This is a genomic window from Falsiroseomonas sp. E2-1-a4 (genome assembly GCF_051433165.1).
In the GTDB taxonomy this organism is placed as follows: domain Bacteria; phylum Pseudomonadota; class Alphaproteobacteria; order Acetobacterales; family Acetobacteraceae; genus Falsiroseomonas.
Genome location: NZ_JBHMFS010000006.1, coordinates 210,950 through 234,394, shown reverse-complemented (window position 1 = coordinate 234,394; position 23,445 = coordinate 210,950). Strand labels below are relative to the sequence as shown.

Here is a 23,445-nt window from a genome sequence, read left to right as displayed (position 1 = left end):
AACGGGTCGACCTCGATCAGATGCTGGCCGAGAACAGGGGTCAGCCCCGGCTGCCTTCGGGCATACCTCCAGAGGTCGAGCGCGAGGTGATCAGCAAAGCGCTGGATGACCACTACCGCCGAGTGCTGGACGAGCCCATTCCGGCGCTTGGCAACCGCACCCCGCGCGCCGTGGTCAAGACCGCGAAGGGCCGTGACAACGTGGTGGCTTGGTTGAAGCTGCTGGAGAACGGCGGGGCGCGGCAGGACGCCATTGATCCGATGGGGGCCTACGACTTCGGCTGGATGTGGCGTGAGTTGGGGCTGGATGAGCTGCGACGCTGACAGGACGGCCGGATAACTTGGCGACGATCCGGGGACAGATGAGAGCGCTGCTGGGTCCTCCGTATGTAGCAACCTGGTCGAACCACAGTGCAGCCCGGCCATCCAGCCAAACCGAACTCATATCGAACGTGTTTCGAGACAGCCATCTGAGTTACGGGGCCATCTCAGTCTGCATGTTGCCCATCCGTGTGTAGGGCGCGTTGGTTACGCATCGACGTCTACAAGTGATACGGGCAACATGTGTTCTGTTAGGTGGATCTTGCGGAGAACCAATATCCGGCGCGTGATGTATCGCGCCATTCGAGAGGCTAGATGAAATGTCAGCGCGAAATTCCGGGGGACGAATTGCGGCCGCACCGATTACCACAGGATTGGTTGGTGCACCCAAGCTGACGGACCGCGTTGCCGACGCGATCATCCGCCAGATCGCCGAGGAAAAAATGCGACCGGGTGATCGCCTGCCGACCATTGTCGAAATGTGCGAGTTCTATGGCGTGAGCCTCACTGTCGTCCGCGAGGCTCTGGCCCGACTTCGGTCCGAGGGGGTCGTGGAGACCCGTCAAGGCTCGGGTGCCTATGTGGCCGCGGCTGGCCACGTGAAGCCGTTCCGCATCGTTGATCGCGGCGCTGGTGATGAACGACGCGTCATCGATGTTCTTGAGATGCGGCTTGGCATCGAGTCAGAGGCCGCTGCGCTCGCATCCAGGCGGGCAACACCCACCCAGTTGCAGAAACTGCACCAAGCCTTCGCCGAACTCGAACAGGCGGTCGCCGTTGGTACGGAGGCACACCAACAGGATCTGAACTTCCATCGGGTCATGGTCGAAGCTGCCAACAACAGCGTCTATGCCGACTTCGCGCACTTCCTTCAGCAGCATCTGGAAGCGAGCATCGGAATTTCACACGCCCGCAGCCGGCTCCGTGGTGTGCTTGGGACCGTGGTACAGGAACATGCGGCGATCCTTGATGCGATCGCCGCCCGTAATCCCACGCGCGCGCGCAATGCCGCGCGCCAGCACCTCCAGGCCGGTATCGAGCGGCTTCTGGCCATCCTGTCGTAGTTGCGTGGGGTGATCGGTCACCCCCGTGGCAAAGGCGCGCAGATCAACGAACGGAGCGCCAGATGCCTTCGCCGCCGAGATCCTTCGCGCCGTACCGGGACAACGCATCGGTGTCGAAGTCAAAGCCGAGGCCGGGTCCGTCCGGCAGCAGCAGGTCGCCCTTGTCGAGAACGAGCTGGCGGTCGATCAGGCGGCGGAAATTGACGATGTGATCGTCCGGCATGAACTCGACATAACTCGCATTCGGCGTGCTGGCGACAAGATGCACATGGATATCGTGCCAGGCATGCGGAGACACCGTGACGCCGAAGCTCGCGGCCGTTGCGGCAATCCGGCGCCATTCGGTGATGCCGCCGCAAACCGTTGCATCCGTCTGCAGGATTGCCGCGGCCTCTTTTTCAAGAAGCTCCTTGAATCGCCAGCGGCCCGCCTCGATCTCGCCCGTTGCAACCGGGATGCTCGTTGTGCGCGCCAGGCGCGCGTGGTTGTCGATGTCGTCGGGCAGGAAGGGTTCCTCGATCCAGCCAGGCTCGAACTCCTCGATTGGCCGCGTGTAGCGAAGCGCCGTGGGTAGGTCGCGCCACGCATTGTTCGCGTCCAGCATCAACTCGACATCCGGCCCAATTGCGTCCCGCACGGCGCGCACCCTGGCAGTCTCTTCCCGGGGCGAGAGGCGGCCGACCTTCATTTTCACTGCACGATAGCCCTGATCCGCGAATGCGCGCATCTCGGCAGCTAGATCCGCGTTGCTCTTCCCCGGCCAGTAGTAGCCGCCGCTGCCGTAGCACGGCACCCGGTCGAGCACCGTCGCGCCGAGGTAGCGGTACAACGGCAGTCCGACGCTTCGCGCGTTGAGATCCCAGAGGGCGGTATCGAGGGCGGACATGGCGCGCGTCACGGCGCCGACGCGGCCCAGCAGCAGGGTATCCTGATACATCTCCTGCCAGAGACCTTCGACGCGATGGCTATCCTGGCCAACGAGACGCGGCGCCAATGCATCGACAACGGCGTCAAGCAGCAGCTTACCCGCTGTGTTCACCGCGTAGCAGTAGCCGATGCCATAGGTGCCGTCCGACGCACGGATGCGGACCAGGCAGTATTCCCGCGCCGTGACCCGGCGCGTGGAGAAGAGAATCGGTTGGTCCAGCGGCACCCGCGCAACGCAGGCCTCGACGGCCTCGATTTTCGGCATGTCGGATCACTCTATCCTGATGTTGGCTTCTCGGATCACGCGGGACCATTTCTCGTCCTCTTCCCGCATGAGAGTCGCAAATGCGTCCGGTGCACCGTTGATGACGGTCGCATCCTGTGATGTAAACTGCGCCCTCAACGCGGGCATCGCCAACACCGCCGATGTGTCCGCATGGATCCGCGCGACGACATCCGGCGGGACCCCACGCGGTGCGATGAGTCCGAACCAGACATCAGCGTCGTAGCCAGGCACGCCGGACTCGGCAACGGTGGGTACTTCCGGCATCACCGCTGAACGCCCGGTCGTGGTCACTGCGAGAGGACGCACGCGACCGTCCCGCACCATGGGCAGGACCTGGGTTGTGGTCAGGAGAGAGAGGGGGACGACGCCCGCAACCAGATCCATGAGCGCCGGCGCGCCGCCGCGGTAGCTTACATGGTTGAACTTGATCCCCGCCATGTTCGCAAAGAGTTCGACGGCCAACTGCTGGGATGATCCCGTGCCCGGTGAGGCATAGTTGATCTCGCCCGGCTTCTCCCGGGCAAGCCGGATCAAATCCCGCAGCGTCCGTGCAGGAAAGGCGGGATGCGTGACGAACACAAAGGGTGCGCGCGCCACCAGGGTCAGCGGTGTGAAGTCCCGAAGCGGATCATACGGCAGGTTCGGATTGAGCGGTCGGTTGGTCACATGCGACGAGATCGTCATCATCAGCGTGTAGCCATCGGCCGCCGACCTCGACAGCGCCTCGGTGGCGATGATCCCGTTGGCGCCGCCACGATTTTCCACGAGGACTGGCTGCGCCCACTTCTCCGAAAGCGCAGCGGCAACCGCACGGGCGAAGATGTCGGTCGAACCGCCTGGCGGAAAGCCGACCAGCACCCTGACGGTCCTGGCCGGAAAGGCCTGTGCCATGGACCGCCCTGCTGCAAAAGGCGTCACCGCTGCCAAGCCCAGTGCTGCTGTCAGTGATCTCCGGGTGATCTGCATCGCATTTCCTCCGCATGCCAGGGCGTTGGATCGCCCTTGTTCAAGGTTCGGAAGGAAGCCTAGCACTTGTCGGCGCAGAGTCAAAAGGTCACCATATGACTTTGCGGAGGCACCCGGCCGGGGGCATCCGCCTTGGCTGTGGGGCGGGGGAAACGTCAGTGAAAATCACCAGCATCCGGTCGATCGTCGTGAATGCCCAGATGCGCAACTGGGTCTTCGTGAAAGTGGAGACCGACCAGGACGGGCTCTACGGATGGGGCGAGGCTACGCTGAACTGGAAGACACGTGCCGTCGTCGGCGCCATTGAGGACCTGAAGCCACTCCTCCTCGGCCGGGACCCCCGGGACATCGAGCAGATTTGCCGCATCCTGCAGAAGCACAGCTATTACCGCCTGGGCATCATCGGCATGACCGCGATCAGCGGCATCGAGCATGCGCTGTGGGATATCTTCGGGAAATCCGTTGGGCTGCCGGTGTGGCGACTTCTCGGGGGCAAGGTGCGCGATCGCGTGAAGCTCTATACGCATCTGGGCCTTGGGGACATGGCCTCCGTCTATGAGACCTTCGACCCGGAACCGATGGTCGAGAAGGCGCAGGCGATCCTGGAGCGTGGCTACCGCGCGCTCAAGGTGGTTTTCATTCCCTATCTGCACCAGACCGCCTCCCCTGCTGCAGTGTCCCATGTCGAGAAGTTGGGCCGAAGGCTGCGCGAGGCCGTGGGGCAGGATGTCGAGATCATGATCGACTTCCACGGCCGCCCCGGGACGGTCAGTGCCGCGCTGCAGTTCATCCGGGCGCTTGAGCCGATCTCCCCCCTGTTCTGCGAAGAACCCATCCAGCCCGGCGATACCGAGGGCATGCGCCAGATTGTCCAGCAGGCCAGATGTCCCATTGCTACCGGTGAGCGTCTGGTTGGTGTGCGTGAGTTCGCAGACCTTCTCGGGGCGCGGGGTGCGAATATCGTGCAGCCGGATCTCAACCACTGTGGCGGGCTGCTTGAGGCCCGGAAGATCGCCGCCTTCGCGGAGGTCGCGCAGGCCGGCATCGCGCCGCATAATCCGAATGGCCCATTGGCCGGCATCGCGGCGCTCCATTTTGCCGTCGCGACGCCAAACTTTGTCATCCAGGAAGCGATGCCCGGATCCGTTCCCTGGTATCATGATGTCGTGCGCCAGCCGGTCGTGGCGACCGACGGCTATTGGCCCGTACCCGATCTGCCCGGCTTCGGCGTTGAGGTCGACGAGAAGGAGGCGGCACGGCATCCCTTTGTGCAGGAAGTCCTGCACACCGCCAACGCCGTGCTCGATGACGGCACCGTCGTGGATTGGTGAGGTGGCTTCGGTGGCGGAGGCGAAGGTCGTGAAGATACTTGTGCTCGCCCAGCACGCCCCGCAGGCGGCAAGGCTCCAGACACTGCTCGGTACCGGCTTCGAGGTGACCGGCGTCGCGGCATTCCCGGATCAGGGGCCCATCGAGGCCGAGGTTGTCGTGTCCACTCACGTCACGCCGGACCAGGCGAGCCGTCTGCGGTGCCGCCTGCTTCACGTACCCGGCGCCGGGCTGGACGGCATTGCGCTTGATGCGGTCCCATCAGGATGCGCGGTGGCGAATGTCTTCGGCCACGAAATACCGATGGCCGAGTTTGCCATATTTGCCATACTGGACCACTGCATCAGGCCCGCCGAAATGCCTGGGCATCTGGATGCCGCAACTTGGCCGGCCGCCTACCGGGGACGGACGCTGCATGAGGAAGTGGCGGGCAAGACGCTCGGCCTTGTGGGATATGGCCATATCGGGCGGGAGGTGGCCCGCCGCGCCAGGGCCTTCGACATGCGGGTCGCCGCTGTCAACCGCCGTGGCGGCGACGTGGCTGATGCGGATTGGGTGCGGCCCGCCGCGGGGCTGGACGAGATGCTCCCGATGGTCGATTTCCTGGTGCTCTGCTGTCCGTTGACGCAAGCCACGCGGGGCCTGATCAACCAGCACCGGCTCCGGCGGATGAAGCCATCGGCGGTCCTGATCAGCCTCGGCCGTGCGGAGATCGCTGTCGAGGAGGATCTGTTCCACGCCATGCAGAAGCGCCAGATCGCAGCCGCATACCTCGACGTGTGGTACCGCTATCCGAAAGCGGGCGAGACCACGCTGGCGCCTTCCCGTTTCCCGTTTCACGAACTGGCCAATGTCCGTTGCACACCGCACGCATCGGCATGGACCGAGCAGCTTTTGAGGCGACGCTACGAACAAATCGCCCGCAACGTTCGCAGGCTCGACACGGATGGCGCATTCGAGAACCTGGTTCGGCAAGCCTCGCTATCGCCATGAAGCCGAGCGACGGAGGCCTTGCCGCATGTGCCGGTGGAGGTGGCGCCGGACGCAGCGGCTATCACCACTATGCATGACACGGCGGTGGCGTTGGGCATTGGGAACCCAAGGCGAGGTTTGTCACAGGCCGCCCACTCGGCGGCGCCTGGTCTCACCGGTGCGTGCCTTGCTGGCCGGAGCGCTGCGACATCATCGGTGGCCCCTGTGGAGGGTCACGCCATTCGCGATACGGACGACGACGAACCGGCCAGCGGGGCGACCCTGGGACAACCCACAGCCTGGCCGACCAGACCCTATTCGAGTCACCTCATGACCGACTGTTCGCCGACGTTCGCCGAAAACCGCCTACAGCCACTGAAAAACGGCACCCTATCCGGCCCCCAGGAACAAATGTTCCGGGTAGGCGGCCCCATCGGGTGGGTCGTAAATACTTGATTTTGTTAGGGAAAATTGGAGCGGGCGAAGGGATTCGAACCCTCGACCCCAACCTTGGCAAGGGTGGAGACCCTATCGGATGCGAGTTCGGTGAAGGGGGCTCCACGCTCCCTGCACCCTCCCGCCAGGAGGCAGTGGCCTCCTGGACCACGGGACTTGAGCAGGAAGGGAGAGGGGGCCAGCAGGCGCGCAGAACATGCGGTCGCTTCGGCCCCCTCTCCCTTCCTGCTCATGATTCATGGGTTCGAAGGGTCCACTGACCCTTCGTGGGGGAGCGCGAGGGGGCAAAGCCCTCTCGCAGGACTCCCCTCATCAACCAGGCGCCACCCCTGCAAGAACCGGCTGGCGTTCGGCGCCTTCGCAGGTGCAGCATCGGGGTCATGGACCGGATGCAACAGGCGCTGGACGCCGAACCTCGCCCCGATGCTGTGCTGCCCAAGGCGGATGGCGTTGGTGAGACCATTGCTTCGCTGCTGCTGCAATTGCGGGAGGCGAGGGAGGCGGCTGCGACCGATCCCTTTGGAGATCCGGTTCTGTTGATTGCGCTGGCGATCAGCCGGCGGCTGGATGATGGGCGGTTGGATGCGGCCTCGGTTGGGGGGCTGATCGCGCGGCTTGCCGATACAGCGGCTGCGGACCGCGCCCGGCGGCTGGCGGCCTATGTCGGGCTGGATCGTGGTGCGGAGACGCTGGATGCGCTGGCTGCCCGGCTGGTGCGGCCGGATCCGGAGGACAGCCCGGTGCCCTTCGCCGCATTCCGGGAGGTGGTGGAGCGTCCGCGTTTTGCCGCGGTGTTCACCGCCCACCCCACTTTCTCCCTGCCCCCCTGCACCGGCGCGGCGGTGGCCGCAGCGGCCTCCGGGGTGGATTTCCCGCCGGGCCTGTCGCACCGCCCGGCGGCGCCGACGCTGACCGAGGAATTCGTCCAGGCCGTGGCGGCCATCCAGCGCGGCCGGGATGCGCTGGATGGGTTCAATGCGGCGCTGTTGCGCGCCGCGCGCGGCATCTGGGGCGATCGCTGGCAGGCGCTGCTGCCGGCGCCGATCCTGCTGACCTCCTGGGTCGGCTACGACACGGATGGCCGCACCGATATCGGCTGGTGGGACACGATCGGCCTGCGCCTGACCATGAAGCGCCTGCAATTGCAGCGCCTGGCCGCGCAGCTTGCGCCTCTCGGCCCCTGTGCGGCGGCGCTTTCCGCCCGCACCGCCCTGGCGGAGGCCGCCGTGGCCCGGCAGCTGGAGGCCGTTCCGCAGACCCCGGTGCCGGAGGCGGTGCAGCATTTCGCCGCGGTGCTGATCGAGGAGCGGGAGGCGGCGCTGACCGACCCCGGCCCGCTCGTCGGACTATTCCCCGCCGCCATCGCTGCGGCACCGGACGAGGCGACGCGGCTGGCGTTCGCCATCGCCCGCGCCGGGCTGGCAGGCCACGGCCTGGCGCTGGCACACACCCACACCAGGCTGAACGCCAGCCAGATCCACAACGCCCTGCGCCAGCGCCTTGGCCTGACCGCCAGCCCGGACGACATGGCCAGCCGCCGCGGGTTGCTGGCGCAGGTGAATGCGGCGCTGGCGGAGGTCACGCCGCAGCCATTGGATTTCGGCGCGCTGCTGGCCGAACAGGCCTCCGCCGTGCGGCTGATGATGACGGTGGCGCAGATCACCAAGCATGTGGATGCCTCCCAGCCCGTGCGCTTCCTGATCGCGGAGACGGAAAGCGGCTACACGCTGCTCGGCGCGCTATGGCTGGCGAAGCGCCTGGGCATCGAGCGCCATGTCGAGATCTCGCCCCTGTTCGAGACGGCGGAGGCGCTGGAGCGGGGCGAGAGGGTGGTGGAGGAGGCGCTGCGCAGCCCCTTCTTCCGCGACTACCTCCGCGCCCATGGCCGGCTGTGCCTGCAATTCGGCTATTCCGATTCCGGCCGCTATGTCGGCCAGTTGCCGGCCAGCTATCTGGCGGAGCGCCTGAAGCTGCGTCTGGCGGACCAGCTTCGCCGGCATGACCTGTCCGAGATCGAGCTTGTGCTGTTCGATACCCATGGCGAGAGCATCGGTCGCGGCGGGCACCCGGACAGCCTCGCGGATCGCCTGGACTACCTCTCCCCGCCCCAGGCGCGGGCGGCGCTGGCCAAGGCGGGTCTGAAGCTGCGGGAGGAGAGCAGCTTCCAGGGCGGCGATGGCTATCTGCTGTTCGGCACACCTGCGTTGGCGGCTGCGACCATCGCCCGCATCGCCGAACACGCCTTCGCAGCACCGGCCACGGAGCCGGACCCGATCTATGCCGAAAGCGACTACGGCGCGGATTTCTTCGCCACCATCCGGCGGGAAATGCAGGTGCTGGTGGAAGACCCGGGCTATGCCGCGCTGCTCGGCGCCTTTGGGCCCGGGTTGCTGGACCGCACCGGGTCACGGCCCTCGGCGCGGCAATCGGATATGGGCGGGCCTGCGCGGATCACCCACCCATCGCAGCTTCGCGCCATCCCGAACAACGCGATCCTGCAGCAGATGGGCTGGCTGGCGAATACGCTGCATGGGCTGGGTGCGGCGGTGGCCGCCAATCCGGACGGTTTTGCGGATATGCTGGCCCGCAGCCCGCGTTTCGCCCGCGCGGTGGCGATGGCCGCCCGTGCTGCGGCGTGTTCCGACCTCGGCGTGCTGCGGGCGGGGGTGGATACGCTGGACCCCGGCCCCTGGCTCGACCGCGCCGGCGCCACCAGGCGCCCGGGGCGGCGGGAGGAATTGATGGGTGTAGCCGCCGCGCTGGAACGCCTCGGCCTGTCCTCCGATGTGCGCCGCATGTTCCGGCACCTCCAGGCGGATCACCTGGCACTGCGCGCCGCCTGGCCGGATTTGCCGCGGATGCCGGACCGGCTGGTGCTGCTGCATGCGCTGCGACTGGCGCTGATCCATCGCATCTGGCTGCTGGCGGTCCAGATTCCGGAATTCAGCCCGCGGCACGGGGCGACGCGGGACGCGCTGATCCGCGGCATCCTGCAACTCGATGTTGATCGCGCCCTGGCTTTGCTGGCGGAGGTCTTCCCCTCCCGCCCCGACCCGGCCAGCAGCCTGGATTTCCATGAACCCGCACCGGGCCGTGGCGGCGCCTCCTACGCCGCGGAACACGTCGCGATCTTCACGCCGATGGCCGGGCTGTTCGCCCAGGTGCGGGAATGCTCGGCCGCCATCGCGCATGAGGTGGGCGCCTTCGGCTGAACCCTTGGCGGCGCCTGTCGTTCACCCTGTGCAGAACGACAAGGATTGCCGCCATGGGCTATGGCCGCTTCGCCGCGATGATCGCGGTTTCCACCACTGTCATGTTCGGGCTGATGTACCTGAACACCTGGGAATTGGACCACATCGCCTTCAGCCAGACGCGGCTGTGGATGGCGCTTCTGATGGGCGGGGTGATGGCCGTCATCATGATGGGCTTCATGTTCGGCATGTACCCGAACCGTCGCGCCAATTGGGCCATCCTGGGCGGCGGCGTTGTGGTGTTCGCCGCCTCACTCTGGCTGGTCCGCAGCCAGGTGACGGTGGGGGAGGAGGCGTGGATGCGGGCGATGATCCCGCACCACTCCATCGCCGTGCTGACCAGCACCCGCGCCACCATCCAGGACCCGCGGGTGCGCCAACTGGCCGATGAGATCATCTCGACACAGGAGCGTGAGATTCGCCAGATGCGCGACCTGCTGGCCAGCCTGGCGCAGCAGCCCAGCCCCGCCGAGGCCCCGGCGCTGCCGCCGCGCAGGCCGTAGCACGACCAAGGCCGCAACCATTTGAAACGGCTGGGCGTGGCGCGCATCTGTGCGCCCCCCAGGCCGCATGCCATCCTCGTTCGAAATCGAGGACAGCATGGCGGAAAGCGGCGACAGGCGGCCGATTGCGGCGCGCGAACTGGGCATCACGCAGAAGCTGGCCGGATGGCTGGTGGCCCGTGGGGCGTCGGCGGATGCGATCTCGATCGCGGGGATGGTGGCGGGGCTGTTTGCCGGGCTCGCCCTGGGACTGGTGCCCGAATGGGATGAGGGGCGCTGGCTGCTGTGGCTGGTCGCCGCGCTGCTGATCCAGCTACGCCTGCTGGCCAATATGCTCGACGGCATGGTGGCGGTCGGCCGCGGCATCGCCTCTCCGGCCGGGGAGTTGTTCAACGAGGTCCCGGACCGGGTCTCCGACACCGCGGCGCTAGTCGGGCTGGGCATTGCGGCCGGTGCGCCGGTGCTTGGCTGTGCGGCGGCGCTGGCGGCGATGGCCACCGCCTATGTCCGCAGCGTGGCGCGGGCTGCGGGCGCGCCGAGCGATTTCCGCGGGCCGATGGCCAAGCCGCACCGCATGGCGCTGGTAACGGTGGTGGCGCTGTGGTGCGGCTTGGCGCCGACGGCCTGGGCGGCGGGCGTGCCGGTGGTGGCGCTCTGGATCATCCTGGCGCTGTCCCTGCTGACCGCCTGGCGCCGGTTGCACGCCGCCTATCGGTTCCTGCGGGGGCGCTCATGAGTACGGCCTTCGCGCATCCCGTCACGGTCTGGATCGTCTCCGCCACCATCGGCGTGGTGGTCGCCGCCGCCCTGGCCATCGGCCTGCTCTCCGTCAGCGGCAAGGTGCAGCCGGACCTGCGGAAGGAGCTTTGGCTGCGGCTCGGCTCCTGGTGCGTGCTGCTGCCGCTGATGATCGGGCCGGTGCTTGCGGGGCGGGAATGGACCATCGGCGCGGTCACCGTGCTCGGGCTGCTCTGCTACCGCGAATATGCGCGGGCGACGGGGCTGTTCCGGGAAAGGCTGCTCTCGGCCGTGGTCGTGCTCGGCATCCTCGCGGTGAATTTCGCGGCGCTCGATCATTGGTACGGCTTCTTCGTCGCGCTCTGGCCGCTGACCATCTGCGTGCTGGCGGTGGCCTCCATCCCGCTCGACCGGCCCTCGGGCTATGTGCAGCGCGTGGGGCTGGCGGTGCTGGGCTACATGCTGTTCGGCGCCGGCCTGGCGCATCTCGGCTACATGGCGAATGACGCGAATTACCGCCCGCTTGTGCTGCTGCTGCTGACCGCGGTGGCGCTGAACGATGTGGCCGCCTTCACCTGCGGCAAGCTGATCGGCGGGCGCAAGCTGCTCCCCGCGACCAGCCCGAACAAGACGATCTCGGGCGCGCTCGGTGCGGTGGTGGTGACGGCGAGCGTGGTGGCGCTGATCGGCGCCGCGCTGTTCGGCGGCATCGGGATGGCGGCCTGGCACTGGCTGGCGCTGTTCGGCGTGCTGGTCAGCGTGGCGGGGCAGAGCGGCGACCTGATGCTGTCCTCCATCAAGCGCGACATCGGCATCAAGGACATGGGCGTGGTGCTGCCGGGCCATGGCGGTATCCTGGACCGCTTCAACAGCCTGCTGCTGGTGGCGCCGGCGGTGTTCCACCTGATCCAATATTTCGTCGGCTTCGGCGCGGGACAGCCGGTGCGCCTGTTCACCGGCGGCGGCTGAGATGGACTGGAAGCTCCGCCCCGCGCGCGACCTGGATCTTGCGGCGGGCGACCGCTGGCGCAGCCTGAAGCGCGAGCGCGGCCTGGTCGGCATGGCGGTGAACGGCGCCTGGCGCACGCTGCTGCGCGGCTATTTCCGCCTGTTCCACCGGCTGGAGGTGACGGGGCGCGAAAACCTCCCCCCGCCGCCCTTCATCCTGGTCGCCAATCACGGCAGCCATCTGGATGCGCTGGTGCTGGCGGCCGCGTTGCGCGGAGAAGCCGCGCGATCCGCCCATGCGCTGGCCGCCGGCGAGGTGTTCTTCGGCAGCGGTCTCGGCGCCGCCTTCGCCGCGTATGCCATCAACGCCTTCCCGCTCTGGCGCGGCCGCACCAAGCGCGGCGAGATCGCGACGCTGCGGGAGCGCCTGGTGGAGGACCGGCTGGTCTACATCTTGTTCCCCGAAGGCACGCGCAGCCGGGACGGCGCGATGGGGCCGTTCCAGGCCGGTCTGGCGACCATCGTGGCCGGCACGGGCGTGCCGGTGGTGCCCTGCTGGATCGAGGGCGCCCACGCCGCCTGGCCGCCGCAGCGCAAATTGCCGCGGCCGCGCAAGCTGACGGTGCGGATCGGCGCCGCGCTGCCGAGCGAGGACCGCGCGGCGCTGACCGAGGCCTGCCGCGCGGCGGTGCTGCGGCTATCCGGGGCGCCGTGACCCTCAGCCGATCTCCACCTCGCCGCCGCCCTCGACCCAATCCTTGAAGCCGCCGAGATTGCGGACATCGGTATAGCCCATGTCCTTCAGCGTCTTGCCCGCCATCGCGGCGCGGCCGCCGGAGGCGCAGTAGATGATGATGGTCTTGGCCCTGTCGAAGACGGCCTCATGCACCGGGCTTTCCGGATCGGCGCGGAATTCCAGCAGGCCGCGGGAGACCGCCACCGCACCCTTCGCCTTGCCCGAGGCCTTCACCTCCGCCGCGTCGCGCACATCCAGCAGCACGGTCTGCGGATTGGCCGCCAGGGTGCGGGCCTCGGCGGCGGAGATGCGCGGCACGGCGGCGTTGGCGGCGGCGAGCATGTCCTTGACGGTGGTGGGCATGGTCTTGGGTTCCTCCGTTGGTGGGATCAGAATCTCACACAGGCCTCGGCTGTCGTCACCATCACGCTTTCCTGCGCGAAGCGGGCGCGAAACGCGGCGATGACGGTGTCGATCCGCGCCAGCGCCTGAGCCGGCGTCGCGCCGGGCATCGCCACCACCAGTAGCTTGCTGCGCTCCCGCACCAGGCGCCCGCTGGCGCCGCGCCACTGGCCGGCGCCGTCCAGCACCGTCAGGCCGTCGGGGAAGGCGGGGGTCACCCTCTGGTCCAGGAAACCGGCCCAGGCGGCATCATCCACCACCTCCGCCCCGCCCGCATTGCGGCCGAAATAGCCCTCCAGCATCGTCGCGGCCTGGGTGCCGGGCGGGCAGGGCGGCGGCGGGGTGGCGCAGGCGGCCAGCAGCAGAAGCAGGGGCAGGAACCTCATGCCGCAAACCCTAAATCGTCCGTGCGGCGATGCGAAGCAGCAACAGGCTGCCCAGCGCGCCGAAGGCCGCCAGCGCCAGCGCCGCCTCCGCCCCCAGCGCGAAGATCAGCGGCGCGAAAAGGGCCGGCCCCACCGCCATGGCGGCGGTCACCGGCGCCATCACCCGGCCCGCGACGGTGGCGTAGCCATCCGTGCCATGCAGCTCGATCAGGCAGGCCGGACGCATCACGGACATGAGTCCGGAGGCCAGCCCATAGGCCAGCACGAAAACGGGTGCCGCCAACGCGACGCCGATCGGCGCCACCAGCGGCATCAGCAGCGCCAGCGGCATCAACAGCAGCGCGACGGAGGCGGTGGCCATGGCGCTGAACCGCCCGCCGCCCACTACATCCAGCAGCCGTGCCGCCACCTGCGCCGGGCCGATGAGGGCAGCCCACCAGATGGCGCTGCCGCGCGCCATGCCCAGCGCCTCCACCAGCAGCACCATATTCGCCAGGATGGCGCTGCCCACCAGCGTCTGCATGGCGAAGGCGGCCGACAGCCAGCGCAGCCGTGGCGGCAGAACCCCGCCCGCCACCCGCGCCGGCCGCGCCCCGCGGGGCGCCGCCGGCACGCAGGCCAGATGCAGCGGCAGCGCCACCAGCAGGTGCACCGCAGCCGAGGCCAGCACCGCGCCGCGCCAGCCAAACGCCGCCTCCAGCGCCGCCAACGCCGGCCAGGTGACGATGGAGGACAGGCCGGAGGCCAGCGCCAGCAACCCAAGCCGCCGCCGCGCGCGGCCCGCCCCCAGCGCCGCCAGCGCCGCATTGGCGGCCTCCGTCAACGCCAGGGACGCGGCCAGGCCCAGCACCAGGCAGGCCCCCAGCGCCTGCACCCAGTTTGCCGATACCGCCAGCAGGGCCAGCCCCGCGGCGAAGGTGAGGGACCCGCAGGCCATCACCGGCCGCGCCCCGTGCCGGTCGATCAACCGCCCCACGACCGGGGACAGGAACCCGGCCAGGCCGAGCAGGATGGCGATGCCGAGAAAGGCCCGCCCCGGCGCCAGGCCGAGGTCCCGCTCCATCGCCGGCCCCAGCACGCCGGGCAGGAAATATGCCGTGCCCCAGCCCAGGATCTGCGTGACGCCGAGCGCCGCGAGGACCAGCCCGGGCCGCATCGCTTTCAGGCTGTGGTCGCCAGCAGCACCACGCCGGCGGAGATCAGTCCGATCGCCGCGATCTTCGCCATCCCCAGGCTTTCCCCGAACATGCCCCAGCCGATCAGCGCGATGACCACATAGCTCGCCGCCGTGCAGGGCAGCGCGACCGACATCGGGATTTTGCGCAGGGCGATGATGTACAGCAGCGCCGCGCCCCCGTAGCAGCCAAGTCCGACAATCGTCTGCCAGCGGAACAACTGGTCCACGAACCCGGCCTCCGCCGCGACGGAGCCGGATGCGCCCGCCTTCAGCAGGATCTGCCCGATGAGGGAGGTGGTGATGGCGGCCGCCAGGGTGACCCAGGCAGTGATCACCGTTCGGCGCCCCCGGCCCGCACCACATCCCGCACCACGCCCTGCGGCTTGCCATTGGCCGAGAGGAAGGCGCGGCCAACATATTCACCCAGCACGCCGAGAATCAGGAACTGCACGCCAGCCACCAGCAGCGTGACCGTCATCATCGAGGCCCAGCCGGAGGGTGTCTCCCCGCTCAGCCCCTCGAACAGCACCACGGCCGCGGCGACCAGCCCGAACACGCCCATCACCGCGCCGGCCAGGATCGCCAGCCGCAGCGGCAGCACCGAAAAATTGGTGGCGAGGTTCAGCCACAGCAGCACCAGCCGCTTCAGCGTGTAGTTGGACAGGCCCTCGGCCCGCGGCAGGTGCTTCACCTCGATGCTGTCCAGCCGCTGCGTCACCTGCATCAGCAGCCCGTCCACGTAAGGGTACGGCCCGCTGTACTTCGCCACTTCCCGCACCGCCATGGCGCTCATGCAACGGAAGGAGGACAGGTACAGCCCCTTCGGCTTGTCCAGCAGCATGTCCGCCACGCCATTGGCGAAGCGGCTGCCGAGGTTGCGCCAGCCCTCATGCTCCTTCTTCGCGTAGCGGGTATAGACCACGTCCCAGCCGCCGAGGCGGGCATGGTCGTACAGCTTCACCACCTCCTCCGGCGGGTTCTGCAGGTCGTCATCCATGGTGATGACATAGGCGCCGCGGGCCTGGCGCAGCCCGGACATGACGGCGTTGTGCTCGCCGAAGTTGCGGGCGTGTTCCACATAGACCAGTGGCACGGTGGCGCTGGCGGCGAGCGCGCGGCAGACCTCGCCGGAATTGTCCGGGCTGCCGTCATTCACCAGGATGATCTCCAGCCCGCCGGCCGGCCGCAGCGCGGACAGCGCCGCCACCAGCGCGCCAACCGTGCCGGCCCCGCGATAGACCGGGACGACGATGGAAAGTCCGACCGGCGTGCCGCGGGAGGACAATCCCGCCTCGAGGTCGGCTTCGAAGGCGCCGGTAGGCGGGGCCAGGATCTCAGTCACGTCGCGTTCTCCGTCAAGGCCGCGTGCCGATGACGAGGACGGAACCGCCGCCGGGCATGGCAATGCCCGCGCCGCCGATCCGCCGCTCGATCTCCGAGACGGCGTGCAGGGTCTTGTCGATCCAGGGGGGGAAGCTGGTCACGTCGCTGGGGGCATCCGCGCGCGCGTGCAGCACCTTGCGTTGCAGGGCCATCAGCGGCAGCAGCAGGCCGTTCCAATAACGGGCGGAAACCTGGTTGAAGCCCGCCTCCTCCAGCAGCGCGCGGGCGCGGCCGGCGGTGTAGCGGCGGGCGGTGTGCACGCGCGCATCATGCGCGCTGCGCAGCCATTCATAGGCCGGCAGGTTCAGCACCACGGTGCCGCCGGGCCGCAGCACGCGGTGCAGTTCGGCCATGCCGCGGGCCGGGTCCACACCGGCATGGCAGATCACGTCGATGGAGACCGCCGCGCCGAAGCTGGCATCGGCGAAGGGCAGGGCATTGGCATCCCCCGCCGCCACCGGCCGCCCGGATTTCTGGGCCGCGCGGTGCGCCGCAGTCGCCATGTATTCCAGGCCCATCGCCGGCCTGTCCGGCAAATCCCGCGCCAGGCGCAGCAGGAAGCCGCCCGTGCCGCAACCGGCATCGAGCACGGGCCCGGCGACGCCGGGGCGGTGGCGGAGCGCGTCGAGGATCCGGGCATGGGCGGCCCGAAACCACCACATGCCGTCCTCGGCCGCGTCCATCAATTCGTATTCTGCAGGTTCCACCACGCGGTTTTGACGCCGCACCGGGGCATCCGCAAGGCTTCCCCAAGGCGGCGATAAGGCGGCTGCCTCGCAGCCTGGGCAGGGCAGCCCCGCCGCATGCGCGCCGCAATGCGGTTGCACCTTCCGGCAAGCCCGCCGAGGATGCGGCTTCAGTGAGCCGTTCATGACCCCGAAACACCGCCCCAAGCCGGCCCACCCGATTGCCGAGGCCGCCCCGGCACCGCGCAGCTTCAGCCCCGCCGAGCCGGCGAACTGGGCCGGGCTGCTGCGTGTCCTGGCCGCCCTGCCGGCGCTGTTTTTCCTGATGGTGGTGCTGACGCCACCGCTGAACCACGACGTAGCGGCCATCCTGAACTTCGCCGAACGCTGGGTTGGCGGCGAATCGCTGTTCCGCGACCTGATCGACGTGAACCCGCCGCTGATCTTCGTGCTGGCGGCGATTCCGGCGCTGGTCGACCGTTTCACGCCGCTGGATATCGTGCAGTCCTGGCTGCTCTGCGTGCTGGCCTGTTGTGGCCTGGCCTGGTGGCTCTGCGCGCGGCTGCGCCAGGGGATCGAGGAAGGCCCGGTCGAGGCCGCGGCGCTGAACGCGCTGATCCCGCTCATCATCGTCATGGTCGCCTATGATGTGGGCCAGCGGGAGCACCTGATGGGGCTGTTCGCGCTGCCCTACGCCCTGCTGGCGGCGCGCCGGGCACAGGGCCTGCCGACACCGGGCGGGCTGGCGATGACGGTGACCATCGCCGCCGCGGTGGGCTTCGCGCTGAAGCCGCACTTCCTGGCGGTGCCGGCGCTGGTGGAGGCGCTGGTGCTGCTGCATCGCGGCCCGGCCGCGGCGCTGCGGGACCGGCTGCCCTGGATCATGGCCGGGGTCTGGCTGCTGTACCTGGCCAGCCTGCCGGTGTTCTTCCCGGACTATCTCGGCTTCGTCGTGCCGCTGGTGATGGAATTCTACCTGGACAATGGCGGCATCGGCCTGTTCGACGTGCTGTTCACCAACCAGCTCGGCCCGGCGCTAATTGCGTTGCTGGTGACGCTGCCGCTGCTCGCCTGGAAGGGCGCCGGGATGCCGGCGCGGATGCTGGCGGCGGTCGCGGTGGGTGGGCTGCTCTCCGCCTGGGTGCAGCACAAGGGCTGGTCCTATCACGTGGTGCCGATGGCCATGGCGACCGCGCTGATGGCCTGCTGGGTGGTGGCCCGCTGGTTCGACCGCGCCCTGCCTTCCGGCCGCGCGGCGGAGGCGGCACCAGCCCTGGCCCTGGCGCTGGTCGTCGCCGTGACGATCGTGCATGTGCGCGGCGAAAGCCCCTGGCGGCAGATCTGGTACGCCAGCCTGGCCGAAGGCCAACTGACCGCCACGCTGAAGCGGGAGGTTGCGGGGGAGCGCCTGCTGGTGCTCTCGCCCGACATCTACCCGGTCTATCCGGCGCTGAACTACGCCCGCGCACGCTCCACGCTGCGGACGATGAATCTGTGGCTGCTGATCGGCGCCTATCCCAATTGCCCCGAGGGCGCGCCGCGCTACCGCGAACCGTGGGAGATGTCGCGCCCCGAATTCCTGGTCTATCGCACCGTGGCGGAGGATTTCGCCCGCGCCCCGCCGGGTGCCGTACTGGTCGCCAAGAACTCCGGCATCCCCCGCTGCGGGGCGGAGGATTTCGACCCGATCGCCTATTTCACCCGCCACCCCGCCTTCGCCGAGACCTGGCGGCACTACACACGGGTGGTGCACATGAACACCTATCTTCTCTATCTGCGCGAGGATTGATGTCGCATCAGGATTACGTCGGCCGCACGGAAACCCGCGAGGACCGGCTGGACCCCCGCCTGCTGCGCGGCATGGCCGCCACGCTTGGCCGCCCGGTGCCGGCCGAATTGCCGCCGTTGTGGCACTGGATGTTCTTCCAGGATTGGGTGATGCCGGACCAGATCGGCCCGGATGGCCACCCGAAGCGCGGCGGCTTCCTGCCCCCGGTGCACGACCTGCCGCGCCGCATGTGGGCCGGCGGGCGGCTGCGCTTCCACCCTGTTGCGTTGCATGCCGATGACATCGTGACGCGCACCAGCACCATCCTGAAGGTCACGGAGAAATCCGGCGGCTCCGGCCGCCTGGTCTTCGTCACCGTCGGCCACCTGCTGCACGGACCCAAGGGCCTGGCGCTGGAGGAGGAGCAGGACATCGTCTATCGCGGGGCCGAGGGCGCCGCCGTGAAGCCCGCCCCGGCCGCCGAGGCCTGGCCGGATGCGGCCACCGCCACCGTGCTGCCGGACCCGGTGATGCTGTTCCGCTATTCCGCACTCACCGGCAACGGCCACCGCATCCATTACGACCACCCCTACGTCACCGGGGAGGAAGGCTATCCCGGGCTGGTGGTGCATGGTCCCTTGCAGGCGACGCTGATGGCCCAGCACGCGCTGGACCACGCCCCCGGCCAGCGCCTGCACAGCTTCGCCTTCCGCGGCCGCCGCCCGGCCTTCGACAGCCGCCCCCTGACCGTGCTCGGCCGGGTGGCGGGTGAGGAGGTGAAGCTGGAGACGCGGGACGAGACCGGCGCCACCTGCATGCAGGCCGAAGCCGTGCTGGCCCCGGCTGTTGCGTGATCGAAAACCGGTAGCCGCGCGCATCCTGCCGCTGCTGCCGCTGACCCAGGACACGCTGCGCGGCATCGGTATCATCGTCGCCGGCTACACCGTGATCTCCGCCGCCGATGCCGCGGTGAAATGGGCGCTGCCCGAGGTCGGCGTCGCCGTCGCGATGATCTGGCGCGGCGTCTTCGGCATGCTGGCGATCGCGCTGCTGGTGCGCGGGCGGGGCCTGATGCCGGTGCGCAAGCCGCTGCTGGCGCTGCGGTCCCTGCTGCATTGCGTGGTGACGGTGGCCTTCTACCTGGCCTGGTTCAACGCCTTCCCGCTCGGCGCCTCCTACGCCGTGAATGCCGCGGCGCCGCTGATCATGACGCTGCTGGCGATTCCGCTGCTGGGGGAGAAGGTGGGCTGGCGCCGCTGGACCAGCACCTGCGTCGGCTTCGTCGGCGTGATGATCATCCTGCAACCCGGCGGCGAGCTGTGGCGGTGGGAGGCGGCGATGCTGCTGGCCGGCGCCGCGACCCTCGGCCTGACGCGCATCTGGACCCGCGTGCTGGCGGCCACCGATACGCCGCAGACCATCGCCTTCTGGCTGCTGGCGGCGCATGTGCCGGTGGGCATTCTTCTGCTGCCGGTGTTTCCGCCACTCGGCCCGCTGGTGCCGCGCTGGGACATCTTCCTGTGCCTGGCCTTCCTCGGCATGGCGAATGGCTTCGCGCATCTGCTGTTTTCCCGCGCCTTCGCCATCGCTCCGGTCTCAGCACTTGCGCCTTACGAATACACCACGCTGCTGTGGGGCGGCGTGCTTGGCTTCCTGATCTGGGCGGAGGTGCCGAGCTGGTACACCGTGGCCGGCGCCGCCGTGGTCATCAGCGCGGGCCTGTACAACCTGCACCGCGAACAGGTGCGACGTCGCGAGGATCGCGCCGCGGCAAGCCGCGAGGATCGCGCCGCGGCAAGCCGCGAGGATCGCGCCGCGGCAAGCCGCGAGGATCGCGCCGCGGCAAGCCGCGAGGATCGCGCCGCGGCGCGGCGACGCTGATGGCGCTCCGGCATGATCCGAAGCGCGGCGTGGTCTACATGCTGCTGGCCTGCGCCCTGTTCACGGGTATGGGCGTGCTGGTGAAGGAACTGGCGGACCGGATCCACTTCGTCGAACAGATGTTCTTCCGCAGCTTCTTCGCCCTGCCGGTGGTGGTGCTGGTGGTGATGCATCGCATCGGCCTGCGCGGCGACCTGGTCGGCACGCTGCGGACGAAGCGCTTCCCTGGCCATGTGCTGCGCGCATTCACCGGCACGGCGGCGCAGGCCTGCGCCTTCTTCGCGCTGGGCCTGCTGCCGCTGGCCGAGCATACGGCGCTGACCAACACCACGCCGCTTTTCGTCACGCTGCTGTCGATTCCGCTGCTGGGTGAGAAGGTGGGCATCCATCGCGCCAGTGCGGTGCTGGTGGGGTTCCTCGGCATCGTCATCATCGCCCTCGGCCAAGGCGCCTTCACCGGCGATTTCGGCGGTGCGGCGCGCTGGGGCATGGTGGCGGCGCTGGCGCATGGGCTGTTCTCGGCCGGCACCACCATGCTGGTCCGCACTTTATCCTCCACCGAGACCTCCGGCACCATCGTGCTGTGGCAATCACTGCTGATGACCTTCTTCACCCTGTTCGCGTTGCCCTTCGTCTGGGTCACGCCGGGGCCCGCCGACCTCGCGATGCTGATCGCCATCGGCCTGATCGGTGGCGCCGCGCAGGTGCTTCTGACGGAGGCCTGGGCCAGCGCGCAGGTGTCCTTCCTCGCGCCCTATTCCTATTCATCGCTGCTCTGGGCCGTGCTGTTCGGCTGGGTGGCCTTCGGCGACGTGCCGGGCCTCTCGACGCTGGCCGGCGCTGCGGCCATCGTGCTGGCCAGCCTCTACATCATGCACCGCGAGATCATGCGCCGAGGAAAAAAGCGATGAGCATTCCCTTCCTGCGCGAGGATCCGCTGCCGCCCGGCGTGGTGGCGGAGGTGGCATCCGGTGTGCGGCGCATCCTGTGCGACAATCCCGGCCCCTTCACCTGGCGTGGCACCAACACCTACCTCATCGGCCAGGGCCGCGTGGCGGTGCTGGACCCTGGGCCGGCGGATGCCGCGCAGCTTTCCGCCATCCTGCGCGCGACATCGGGCGAGACCATCACCCACATCCTGGTCAGCCACACCCATCGCGACCATTCCCCCGGCGTCGCCGCCTTGCAGTCAGCCACGGGCGCACGCAGCTACGGCTTCGGCCCGCACCTGACGCCGCCCGACCAGGGCGGGGAGGGGGGCGACCATGGCTTCACACCGGATGTGACCCTGGCCGACGGCGCGGTGCTGGAGGGTGAGGAATTCCGCCTGACCGCGATCCACACGCCCGGCCATTGCGCCAACCATCTGTGCTTCGCGCGGGAAGACGGCGTGGTGTTCAGCGCCGACCATGTGATGAGCTGGTCCACCACCGTGGTCAGCCCGCCGGATGGCGACATGGCCGCCTACATGGCCTCGCTCGACAAGCTGGCCGCGCACAATGCCCGCCTGTACTTGCCCGGCCACGGCCCGCCCCTGCCCAACCCCGCGCCCTTCGTCGCGGCGCTGGCGGCGCATCGGCGGGAGCGGGAGGCGAAAGTGCTGGATGCCCTGCGCGTCGCCCAGCGCGCCACGGCGCTGGAACTGGTGCCTGCGGTCTATGGCCCCGTGCTGGATGCGAAGCTGGTTCCAGCGGCGGCACGCAGCCTGCTGGCGCATCTGATCAAGCTGGCCGCCGAGGGCCAGGCCGCGCGGGACGGGGACAGCTTCGAGCCGCGTTGAATTTCAGCCGTCGCTCATCCGGTTGTCCTGCCCCCTGAAGACAATGCGCGGCCGCTCCGCGCGCCGCTCCGCCGGCACGTCCAGCCATTCGGCGAACTCGCCGAGGATCTTGGCCGTAATATCCGCCAGCTTCGCCGCCCGCGCCGCGCGCAGCCCGTACCAGGCCAGCCCCTCCAGCTCCCCAGACCCGCTGATCTCACCCCGCACCGCCTCCGCCGGTGCGATCAGGAAGCGGGCGTTGAAGCGCATGCTGCGCGTCGTCGGCGTCACGGCGCGGCAGAGGTAGTCCAGCGGCGCGAGGTCCGCGAGCAACCTCTGCCCCTTCCGCTCACCCAGCAGCAGCCCGGTTTCCTCATACAATTCGCGCACGGCCGCCACGCCCAGCGCCCGCGCCAGCGAGGGTTTCGCCCGCTGCGCCAGCAACCCAAACGTCTCCGGCTTCATCTCGGAAACTGCCTTCACGCCGTGGTCGCCCCGATCCACGCGACCGCCCGGGAAGACCAGGATGCTGGGCATGAATTTGTGCTTGGGGTGGCGCATGCCCATCAGGATCTCGGGCTCGCCCGAGCCCTGCCGCCAGACGATCAAGCTCGACGCATGGCGCGGCACCACCGTGCGCTTGCGGGGCGACGGAACCAGGTCACCGGTGCCACCGGGATTGTCGGCTGTCGGGTCAGACAAGGTTGATGCCCCGCGTCGCCAGCCAGGCGCGGAAATTGGCCCGCTCCGGCACGGATAGCTGCCGCGCCGCATTCTCGGACCAGGTGCAGCCCTCCGCCTTCGGCCCATGCACATCCGGATAGCGCGGCTTGCCCGGCGGGCGCAGCGCATCATAGCCGGGCAGCGCGGCGGCGAGGCCGCTATCGTCATACACCTCCCGATGCACCACCACGGAAGGCGGCAGCCGCGGCGAGGTCTCGTTGCGCCGCTCTGGAAAGCCGAGCGTCAGCCCGGCCAGCGGGAACACCCCCTCCGGCAGCCCGAACAGCCCCTGCACCAGCGCCAGATTGTTGCGGACATAGGAGATCGGGCAGGTACCGAGGCCCAGGGCCTCCGCCGCCATGATGCCGAAGCCCATGGCCAGCGCCGCGTCGGCGCTCGCATTCAGGAAAGTGTCGATGCTGTCATTGGCGTGTTCGCGGCCATGCGCCGCGCAGATCTGCCGACCGCGCCGGATGTCGCCACAGAACAGCAGCAGCACCGGCGCCTGCTTGATCCAGGGCATGGTGCCGATCGCATCCGCCACCTGCGCGATCTTCACCGCATCCCGCGTGACCAGGATGGAGAATTGCTGCAAATCGGATTTCGCAGGCGCGGATTGCGCGCCGGCCAGCACCAGGTCCAGCAGCGCATCCGGCACCGGGTCCGGCCGGTAACTGCGGGTCACCCGCCGGTCCAGCAGCATCGCCAGGCCGGCGGGGATTTCGGCGGGGGGGGCGAAGGGCAGCGCGCCGTAGCGGCCGCGGATCAGGGTTTCGGTGTCCAT

General features: G+C 68.8%; 23 protein-coding genes and 1 pseudogene. 14 read left to right on the top strand and 10 right to left on the bottom strand.

The window, feature by feature from the left end:
- Together ACFHNC_RS09235 and ACFHNC_RS09230 are read left to right on the top strand one after the other, a co-directional pair.
- Positions 1–323: pseudogene (locus ACFHNC_RS09235) on the top strand (hypothetical protein); the annotation flags it as partial.
- Between the two features lie 317 nt (positions 324–640).
- On the top strand, positions 641–1,384 hold the full coding sequence (locus ACFHNC_RS09230; RefSeq protein ID WP_437168933.1) for a FadR/GntR family transcriptional regulator: 744 nt from the start codon (positions 641–643) through the stop codon (positions 1,382–1,384).
- A 43-nt stretch (positions 1,385–1,427) separates the two neighbouring features.
- Here ACFHNC_RS09230 and ACFHNC_RS09225 read toward each other — a convergent pair whose 3' ends face one another.
- Together ACFHNC_RS09225 and ACFHNC_RS09220 are read right to left on the bottom strand one after the other, a co-directional pair.
- Positions 1,428–2,576, bottom strand: a complete 1,149-nt coding sequence (locus ACFHNC_RS09225; RefSeq protein WP_437168932.1) for a mandelate racemase/muconate lactonizing enzyme family protein — start codon at positions 2,574–2,576, stop codon at positions 1,428–1,430.
- A gap of 6 nt (positions 2,577–2,582) precedes the next feature.
- Positions 2,583–3,563: a Bug family tripartite tricarboxylate transporter substrate binding protein gene (locus ACFHNC_RS09220; RefSeq protein ID WP_437168931.1), complete on the bottom strand. Its 981-nt coding sequence runs from the start codon at positions 3,561–3,563 to the stop codon at positions 2,583–2,585.
- Positions 3,564–3,721: 158 nt separating this feature from the next.
- Between ACFHNC_RS09220 and dgoD the strand changes: the two genes are divergently transcribed.
- The 7 genes from dgoD to ACFHNC_RS09185 all read left to right on the top strand — a co-directional run bounded on the left by dgoD (position 3,722) and on the right by ACFHNC_RS09185 (position 12,475).
- On the top strand, positions 3,722–4,894 hold the full coding sequence (gene dgoD, locus ACFHNC_RS09215) for a galactonate dehydratase (protein ID WP_437168930.1): 1,173 nt from the start codon (positions 3,722–3,724) through the stop codon (positions 4,892–4,894).
- Entirely contained in the window at positions 4,869–5,885 is a 1,017-nt protein-coding gene (locus ACFHNC_RS09210; RefSeq protein WP_437168929.1) for a 2-hydroxyacid dehydrogenase, read from the top strand. The genes dgoD and ACFHNC_RS09210 overlap by 26 nt, the downstream gene beginning before the upstream one ends.
- Positions 5,886–6,700: 815 nt before the next feature.
- On the top strand, positions 6,701–9,532 hold the full coding sequence (locus ACFHNC_RS09205; protein ID WP_437168928.1) for a phosphoenolpyruvate carboxylase: 2,832 nt from the start codon (positions 6,701–6,703) through the stop codon (positions 9,530–9,532).
- Positions 9,533–9,585: 53 nt separating this feature from the next.
- Positions 9,586–10,074 (top strand): DUF305 domain-containing protein, encoded by a 489-nt coding sequence (locus ACFHNC_RS09200; RefSeq protein ID WP_437168927.1) that lies wholly within the window; start codon positions 9,586–9,588, stop codon positions 10,072–10,074.
- Between the two features lie 67 nt (positions 10,075–10,141).
- Positions 10,142–10,810 carry a CDP-alcohol phosphatidyltransferase family protein gene (locus tag ACFHNC_RS09195; protein WP_437168926.1) on the top strand — a complete coding sequence of 223 codons (669 nt, stop codon included), beginning with the start codon at positions 10,142–10,144 and terminating at the stop codon, positions 10,808–10,810.
- Complete coding sequence (locus tag ACFHNC_RS09190) at positions 10,807–11,781, top strand: phosphatidate cytidylyltransferase (RefSeq protein WP_437168925.1); 975 nt, start codon at positions 10,807–10,809, stop codon at positions 11,779–11,781. The genes ACFHNC_RS09195 and ACFHNC_RS09190 overlap by 4 nt, the downstream gene beginning before the upstream one ends.
- Position 11,782: 1 nt before the next feature.
- Entirely contained in the window at positions 11,783–12,475 is a 693-nt protein-coding gene (locus ACFHNC_RS09185; protein ID WP_437168924.1) for a lysophospholipid acyltransferase family protein, read from the top strand.
- 3 nt (positions 12,476–12,478) lie between these two features.
- Here ACFHNC_RS09185 and ACFHNC_RS09180 read toward each other — a convergent pair whose 3' ends face one another.
- From ACFHNC_RS09180 to ACFHNC_RS09155, 6 genes are read right to left on the bottom strand one after another with little or no spacing between them, the layout of a single operon-like run.
- A complete protein-coding gene (locus ACFHNC_RS09180; protein WP_437168923.1) occupies positions 12,479–12,859 on the bottom strand; it encodes a rhodanese-like domain-containing protein in 381 nt (126 codons plus the stop codon).
- Between the two features lie 26 nt (positions 12,860–12,885).
- Positions 12,886–13,284 (bottom strand): DUF3574 domain-containing protein, encoded by a 399-nt coding sequence (locus ACFHNC_RS09175; protein ID WP_437168922.1) that lies wholly within the window; start codon positions 13,282–13,284, stop codon positions 12,886–12,888.
- 10 nt (positions 13,285–13,294) lie between these two features.
- Entirely contained in the window at positions 13,295–14,440 is a 1,146-nt protein-coding gene (locus tag ACFHNC_RS09170) for an MFS transporter (RefSeq protein WP_437168921.1), read from the bottom strand.
- Positions 14,441–14,445: 5 nt separating this feature from the next.
- On the bottom strand, positions 14,446–14,796 hold the full coding sequence (locus ACFHNC_RS09165) for a DMT family transporter (protein WP_437168920.1): 351 nt from the start codon (positions 14,794–14,796) through the stop codon (positions 14,446–14,448).
- Positions 14,793–15,803, bottom strand: coding sequence for a glycosyltransferase family 2 protein (locus ACFHNC_RS09160; protein ID WP_437168919.1), 1,011 nt, complete (start codon positions 15,801–15,803; stop codon positions 14,793–14,795). Before ACFHNC_RS09160 ends, ACFHNC_RS09165 begins: the two co-directional genes overlap by 4 nt.
- Before the next feature lie 13 nt (positions 15,804–15,816).
- Positions 15,817–16,527 (bottom strand): class I SAM-dependent methyltransferase, encoded by a 711-nt coding sequence (locus ACFHNC_RS09155; protein WP_437168918.1) that lies wholly within the window; start codon positions 16,525–16,527, stop codon positions 15,817–15,819.
- A gap of 187 nt (positions 16,528–16,714) precedes the next feature.
- On the opposite strand from ACFHNC_RS09155, the gene ACFHNC_RS09150 reads away from it, so the two are divergent.
- Genes ACFHNC_RS09150 through ACFHNC_RS09130 form a run of 5 tightly spaced genes read left to right on the top strand, consistent with a single transcriptional unit; the run spans position 16,715 to position 21,959 of the window.
- Positions 16,715–18,319 carry a hypothetical protein gene (locus ACFHNC_RS09150; protein ID WP_437168917.1) on the top strand — a complete coding sequence of 535 codons (1,605 nt, stop codon included), beginning with the start codon at positions 16,715–16,717 and terminating at the stop codon, positions 18,317–18,319.
- Complete coding sequence (locus tag ACFHNC_RS09145) at positions 18,319–19,152, top strand: FAS1-like dehydratase domain-containing protein (RefSeq protein WP_437168916.1); 834 nt, start codon at positions 18,319–18,321, stop codon at positions 19,150–19,152. Before ACFHNC_RS09150 ends, ACFHNC_RS09145 begins: the two co-directional genes overlap by 1 nt.
- Positions 19,145–20,179 carry a DMT family transporter gene (locus ACFHNC_RS09140; protein WP_437168915.1) on the top strand — a complete coding sequence of 345 codons (1,035 nt, stop codon included), beginning with the start codon at positions 19,145–19,147 and terminating at the stop codon, positions 20,177–20,179. The genes ACFHNC_RS09145 and ACFHNC_RS09140 overlap by 8 nt, the downstream gene beginning before the upstream one ends.
- The gene (locus ACFHNC_RS09135; protein ID WP_437168914.1) at positions 20,179–21,090 is read left to right on the top strand and encodes a DMT family transporter; all 912 of its coding nucleotides are present in this window, start codon (positions 20,179–20,181) and stop codon (positions 21,088–21,090) included. The genes ACFHNC_RS09140 and ACFHNC_RS09135 overlap by 1 nt, the downstream gene beginning before the upstream one ends.
- Positions 21,087–21,959 carry an MBL fold metallo-hydrolase gene (locus ACFHNC_RS09130; RefSeq protein WP_437168913.1) on the top strand — a complete coding sequence of 291 codons (873 nt, stop codon included), beginning with the start codon at positions 21,087–21,089 and terminating at the stop codon, positions 21,957–21,959. Before ACFHNC_RS09135 ends, ACFHNC_RS09130 begins: the two co-directional genes overlap by 4 nt.
- 3 nt (positions 21,960–21,962) lie before the next feature.
- Here the strand turns inward: ACFHNC_RS09130 and ACFHNC_RS09125 are convergent, their stop codons facing one another.
- Together ACFHNC_RS09125 and ACFHNC_RS09120 are read right to left on the bottom strand one after the other, a co-directional pair.
- Entirely contained in the window at positions 21,963–22,640 is a 678-nt protein-coding gene (locus tag ACFHNC_RS09125) for an NUDIX hydrolase (RefSeq protein WP_437168912.1), read from the bottom strand.
- On the bottom strand, positions 22,633–23,445 hold the full coding sequence (locus tag ACFHNC_RS09120; RefSeq protein WP_437168911.1) for a nitroreductase family protein: 813 nt from the start codon (positions 23,443–23,445) through the stop codon (positions 22,633–22,635). Before ACFHNC_RS09120 ends, ACFHNC_RS09125 begins: the two co-directional genes overlap by 8 nt.

Excerpts from the sequence above, each read along its gene's own strand:
- ACFHNC_RS09230 (WP_437168933.1), top strand. The coding sequence starts at position 641 with ATGTCAGCGCGAAATTCCGGGGGACGAATTGCGGCCGCACCGATTACC.
- ACFHNC_RS09225 (WP_437168932.1), bottom strand. The coding sequence starts at position 2,576 with ATGCCGAAAATCGAGGCCGTCGAGGCCTGCGTTGCGCGGGTGCCGCTG.
- ACFHNC_RS09220 (WP_437168931.1), bottom strand. The coding sequence starts at position 3,563 with ATGCAGATCACCCGGAGATCACTGACAGCAGCACTGGGCTTGGCAGCG.
- ACFHNC_RS09210 (WP_437168929.1), top strand. The coding sequence starts at position 4,869 with ATGACGGCACCGTCGTGGATTGGTGAGGTGGCTTCGGTGGCGGAGGCG.
- ACFHNC_RS09205 (WP_437168928.1), top strand. The coding sequence starts at position 6,701 with ATGGACCGGATGCAACAGGCGCTGGACGCCGAACCTCGCCCCGATGCT.
- ACFHNC_RS09200 (WP_437168927.1), top strand. The coding sequence starts at position 9,586 with ATGGGCTATGGCCGCTTCGCCGCGATGATCGCGGTTTCCACCACTGTC.
- ACFHNC_RS09195 (WP_437168926.1), top strand. The coding sequence starts at position 10,142 with ATGCCATCCTCGTTCGAAATCGAGGACAGCATGGCGGAAAGCGGCGAC.
- ACFHNC_RS09190 (WP_437168925.1), top strand. The coding sequence starts at position 10,807 with ATGAGTACGGCCTTCGCGCATCCCGTCACGGTCTGGATCGTCTCCGCC.
- ACFHNC_RS09185 (WP_437168924.1), top strand. The coding sequence starts at position 11,783 with ATGGACTGGAAGCTCCGCCCCGCGCGCGACCTGGATCTTGCGGCGGGC.
- ACFHNC_RS09180 (WP_437168923.1), bottom strand. The coding sequence starts at position 12,859 with ATGCCCACCACCGTCAAGGACATGCTCGCCGCCGCCAACGCCGCCGTG.
- ACFHNC_RS09175 (WP_437168922.1), bottom strand. The coding sequence starts at position 13,284 with ATGAGGTTCCTGCCCCTGCTTCTGCTGCTGGCCGCCTGCGCCACCCCG.
- ACFHNC_RS09170 (WP_437168921.1), bottom strand. The coding sequence starts at position 14,440 with ATGCGGCCCGGGCTGGTCCTCGCGGCGCTCGGCGTCACGCAGATCCTG.
- ACFHNC_RS09155 (WP_437168918.1), bottom strand. The coding sequence starts at position 16,527 with ATGGACGCGGCCGAGGACGGCATGTGGTGGTTTCGGGCCGCCCATGCC.
- ACFHNC_RS09150 (WP_437168917.1), top strand. The coding sequence starts at position 16,715 with ATGACCCCGAAACACCGCCCCAAGCCGGCCCACCCGATTGCCGAGGCC.
- ACFHNC_RS09145 (WP_437168916.1), top strand. The coding sequence starts at position 18,319 with ATGTCGCATCAGGATTACGTCGGCCGCACGGAAACCCGCGAGGACCGG.
- ACFHNC_RS09135 (WP_437168914.1), top strand. The coding sequence starts at position 20,179 with ATGGCGCTCCGGCATGATCCGAAGCGCGGCGTGGTCTACATGCTGCTG.
- ACFHNC_RS09130 (WP_437168913.1), top strand. The coding sequence starts at position 21,087 with ATGAGCATTCCCTTCCTGCGCGAGGATCCGCTGCCGCCCGGCGTGGTG.
- ACFHNC_RS09120 (WP_437168911.1), bottom strand. The coding sequence starts at position 23,445 with ATGGACACCGAAACCCTGATCCGCGGCCGCTACGGCGCGCTGCCCTTC.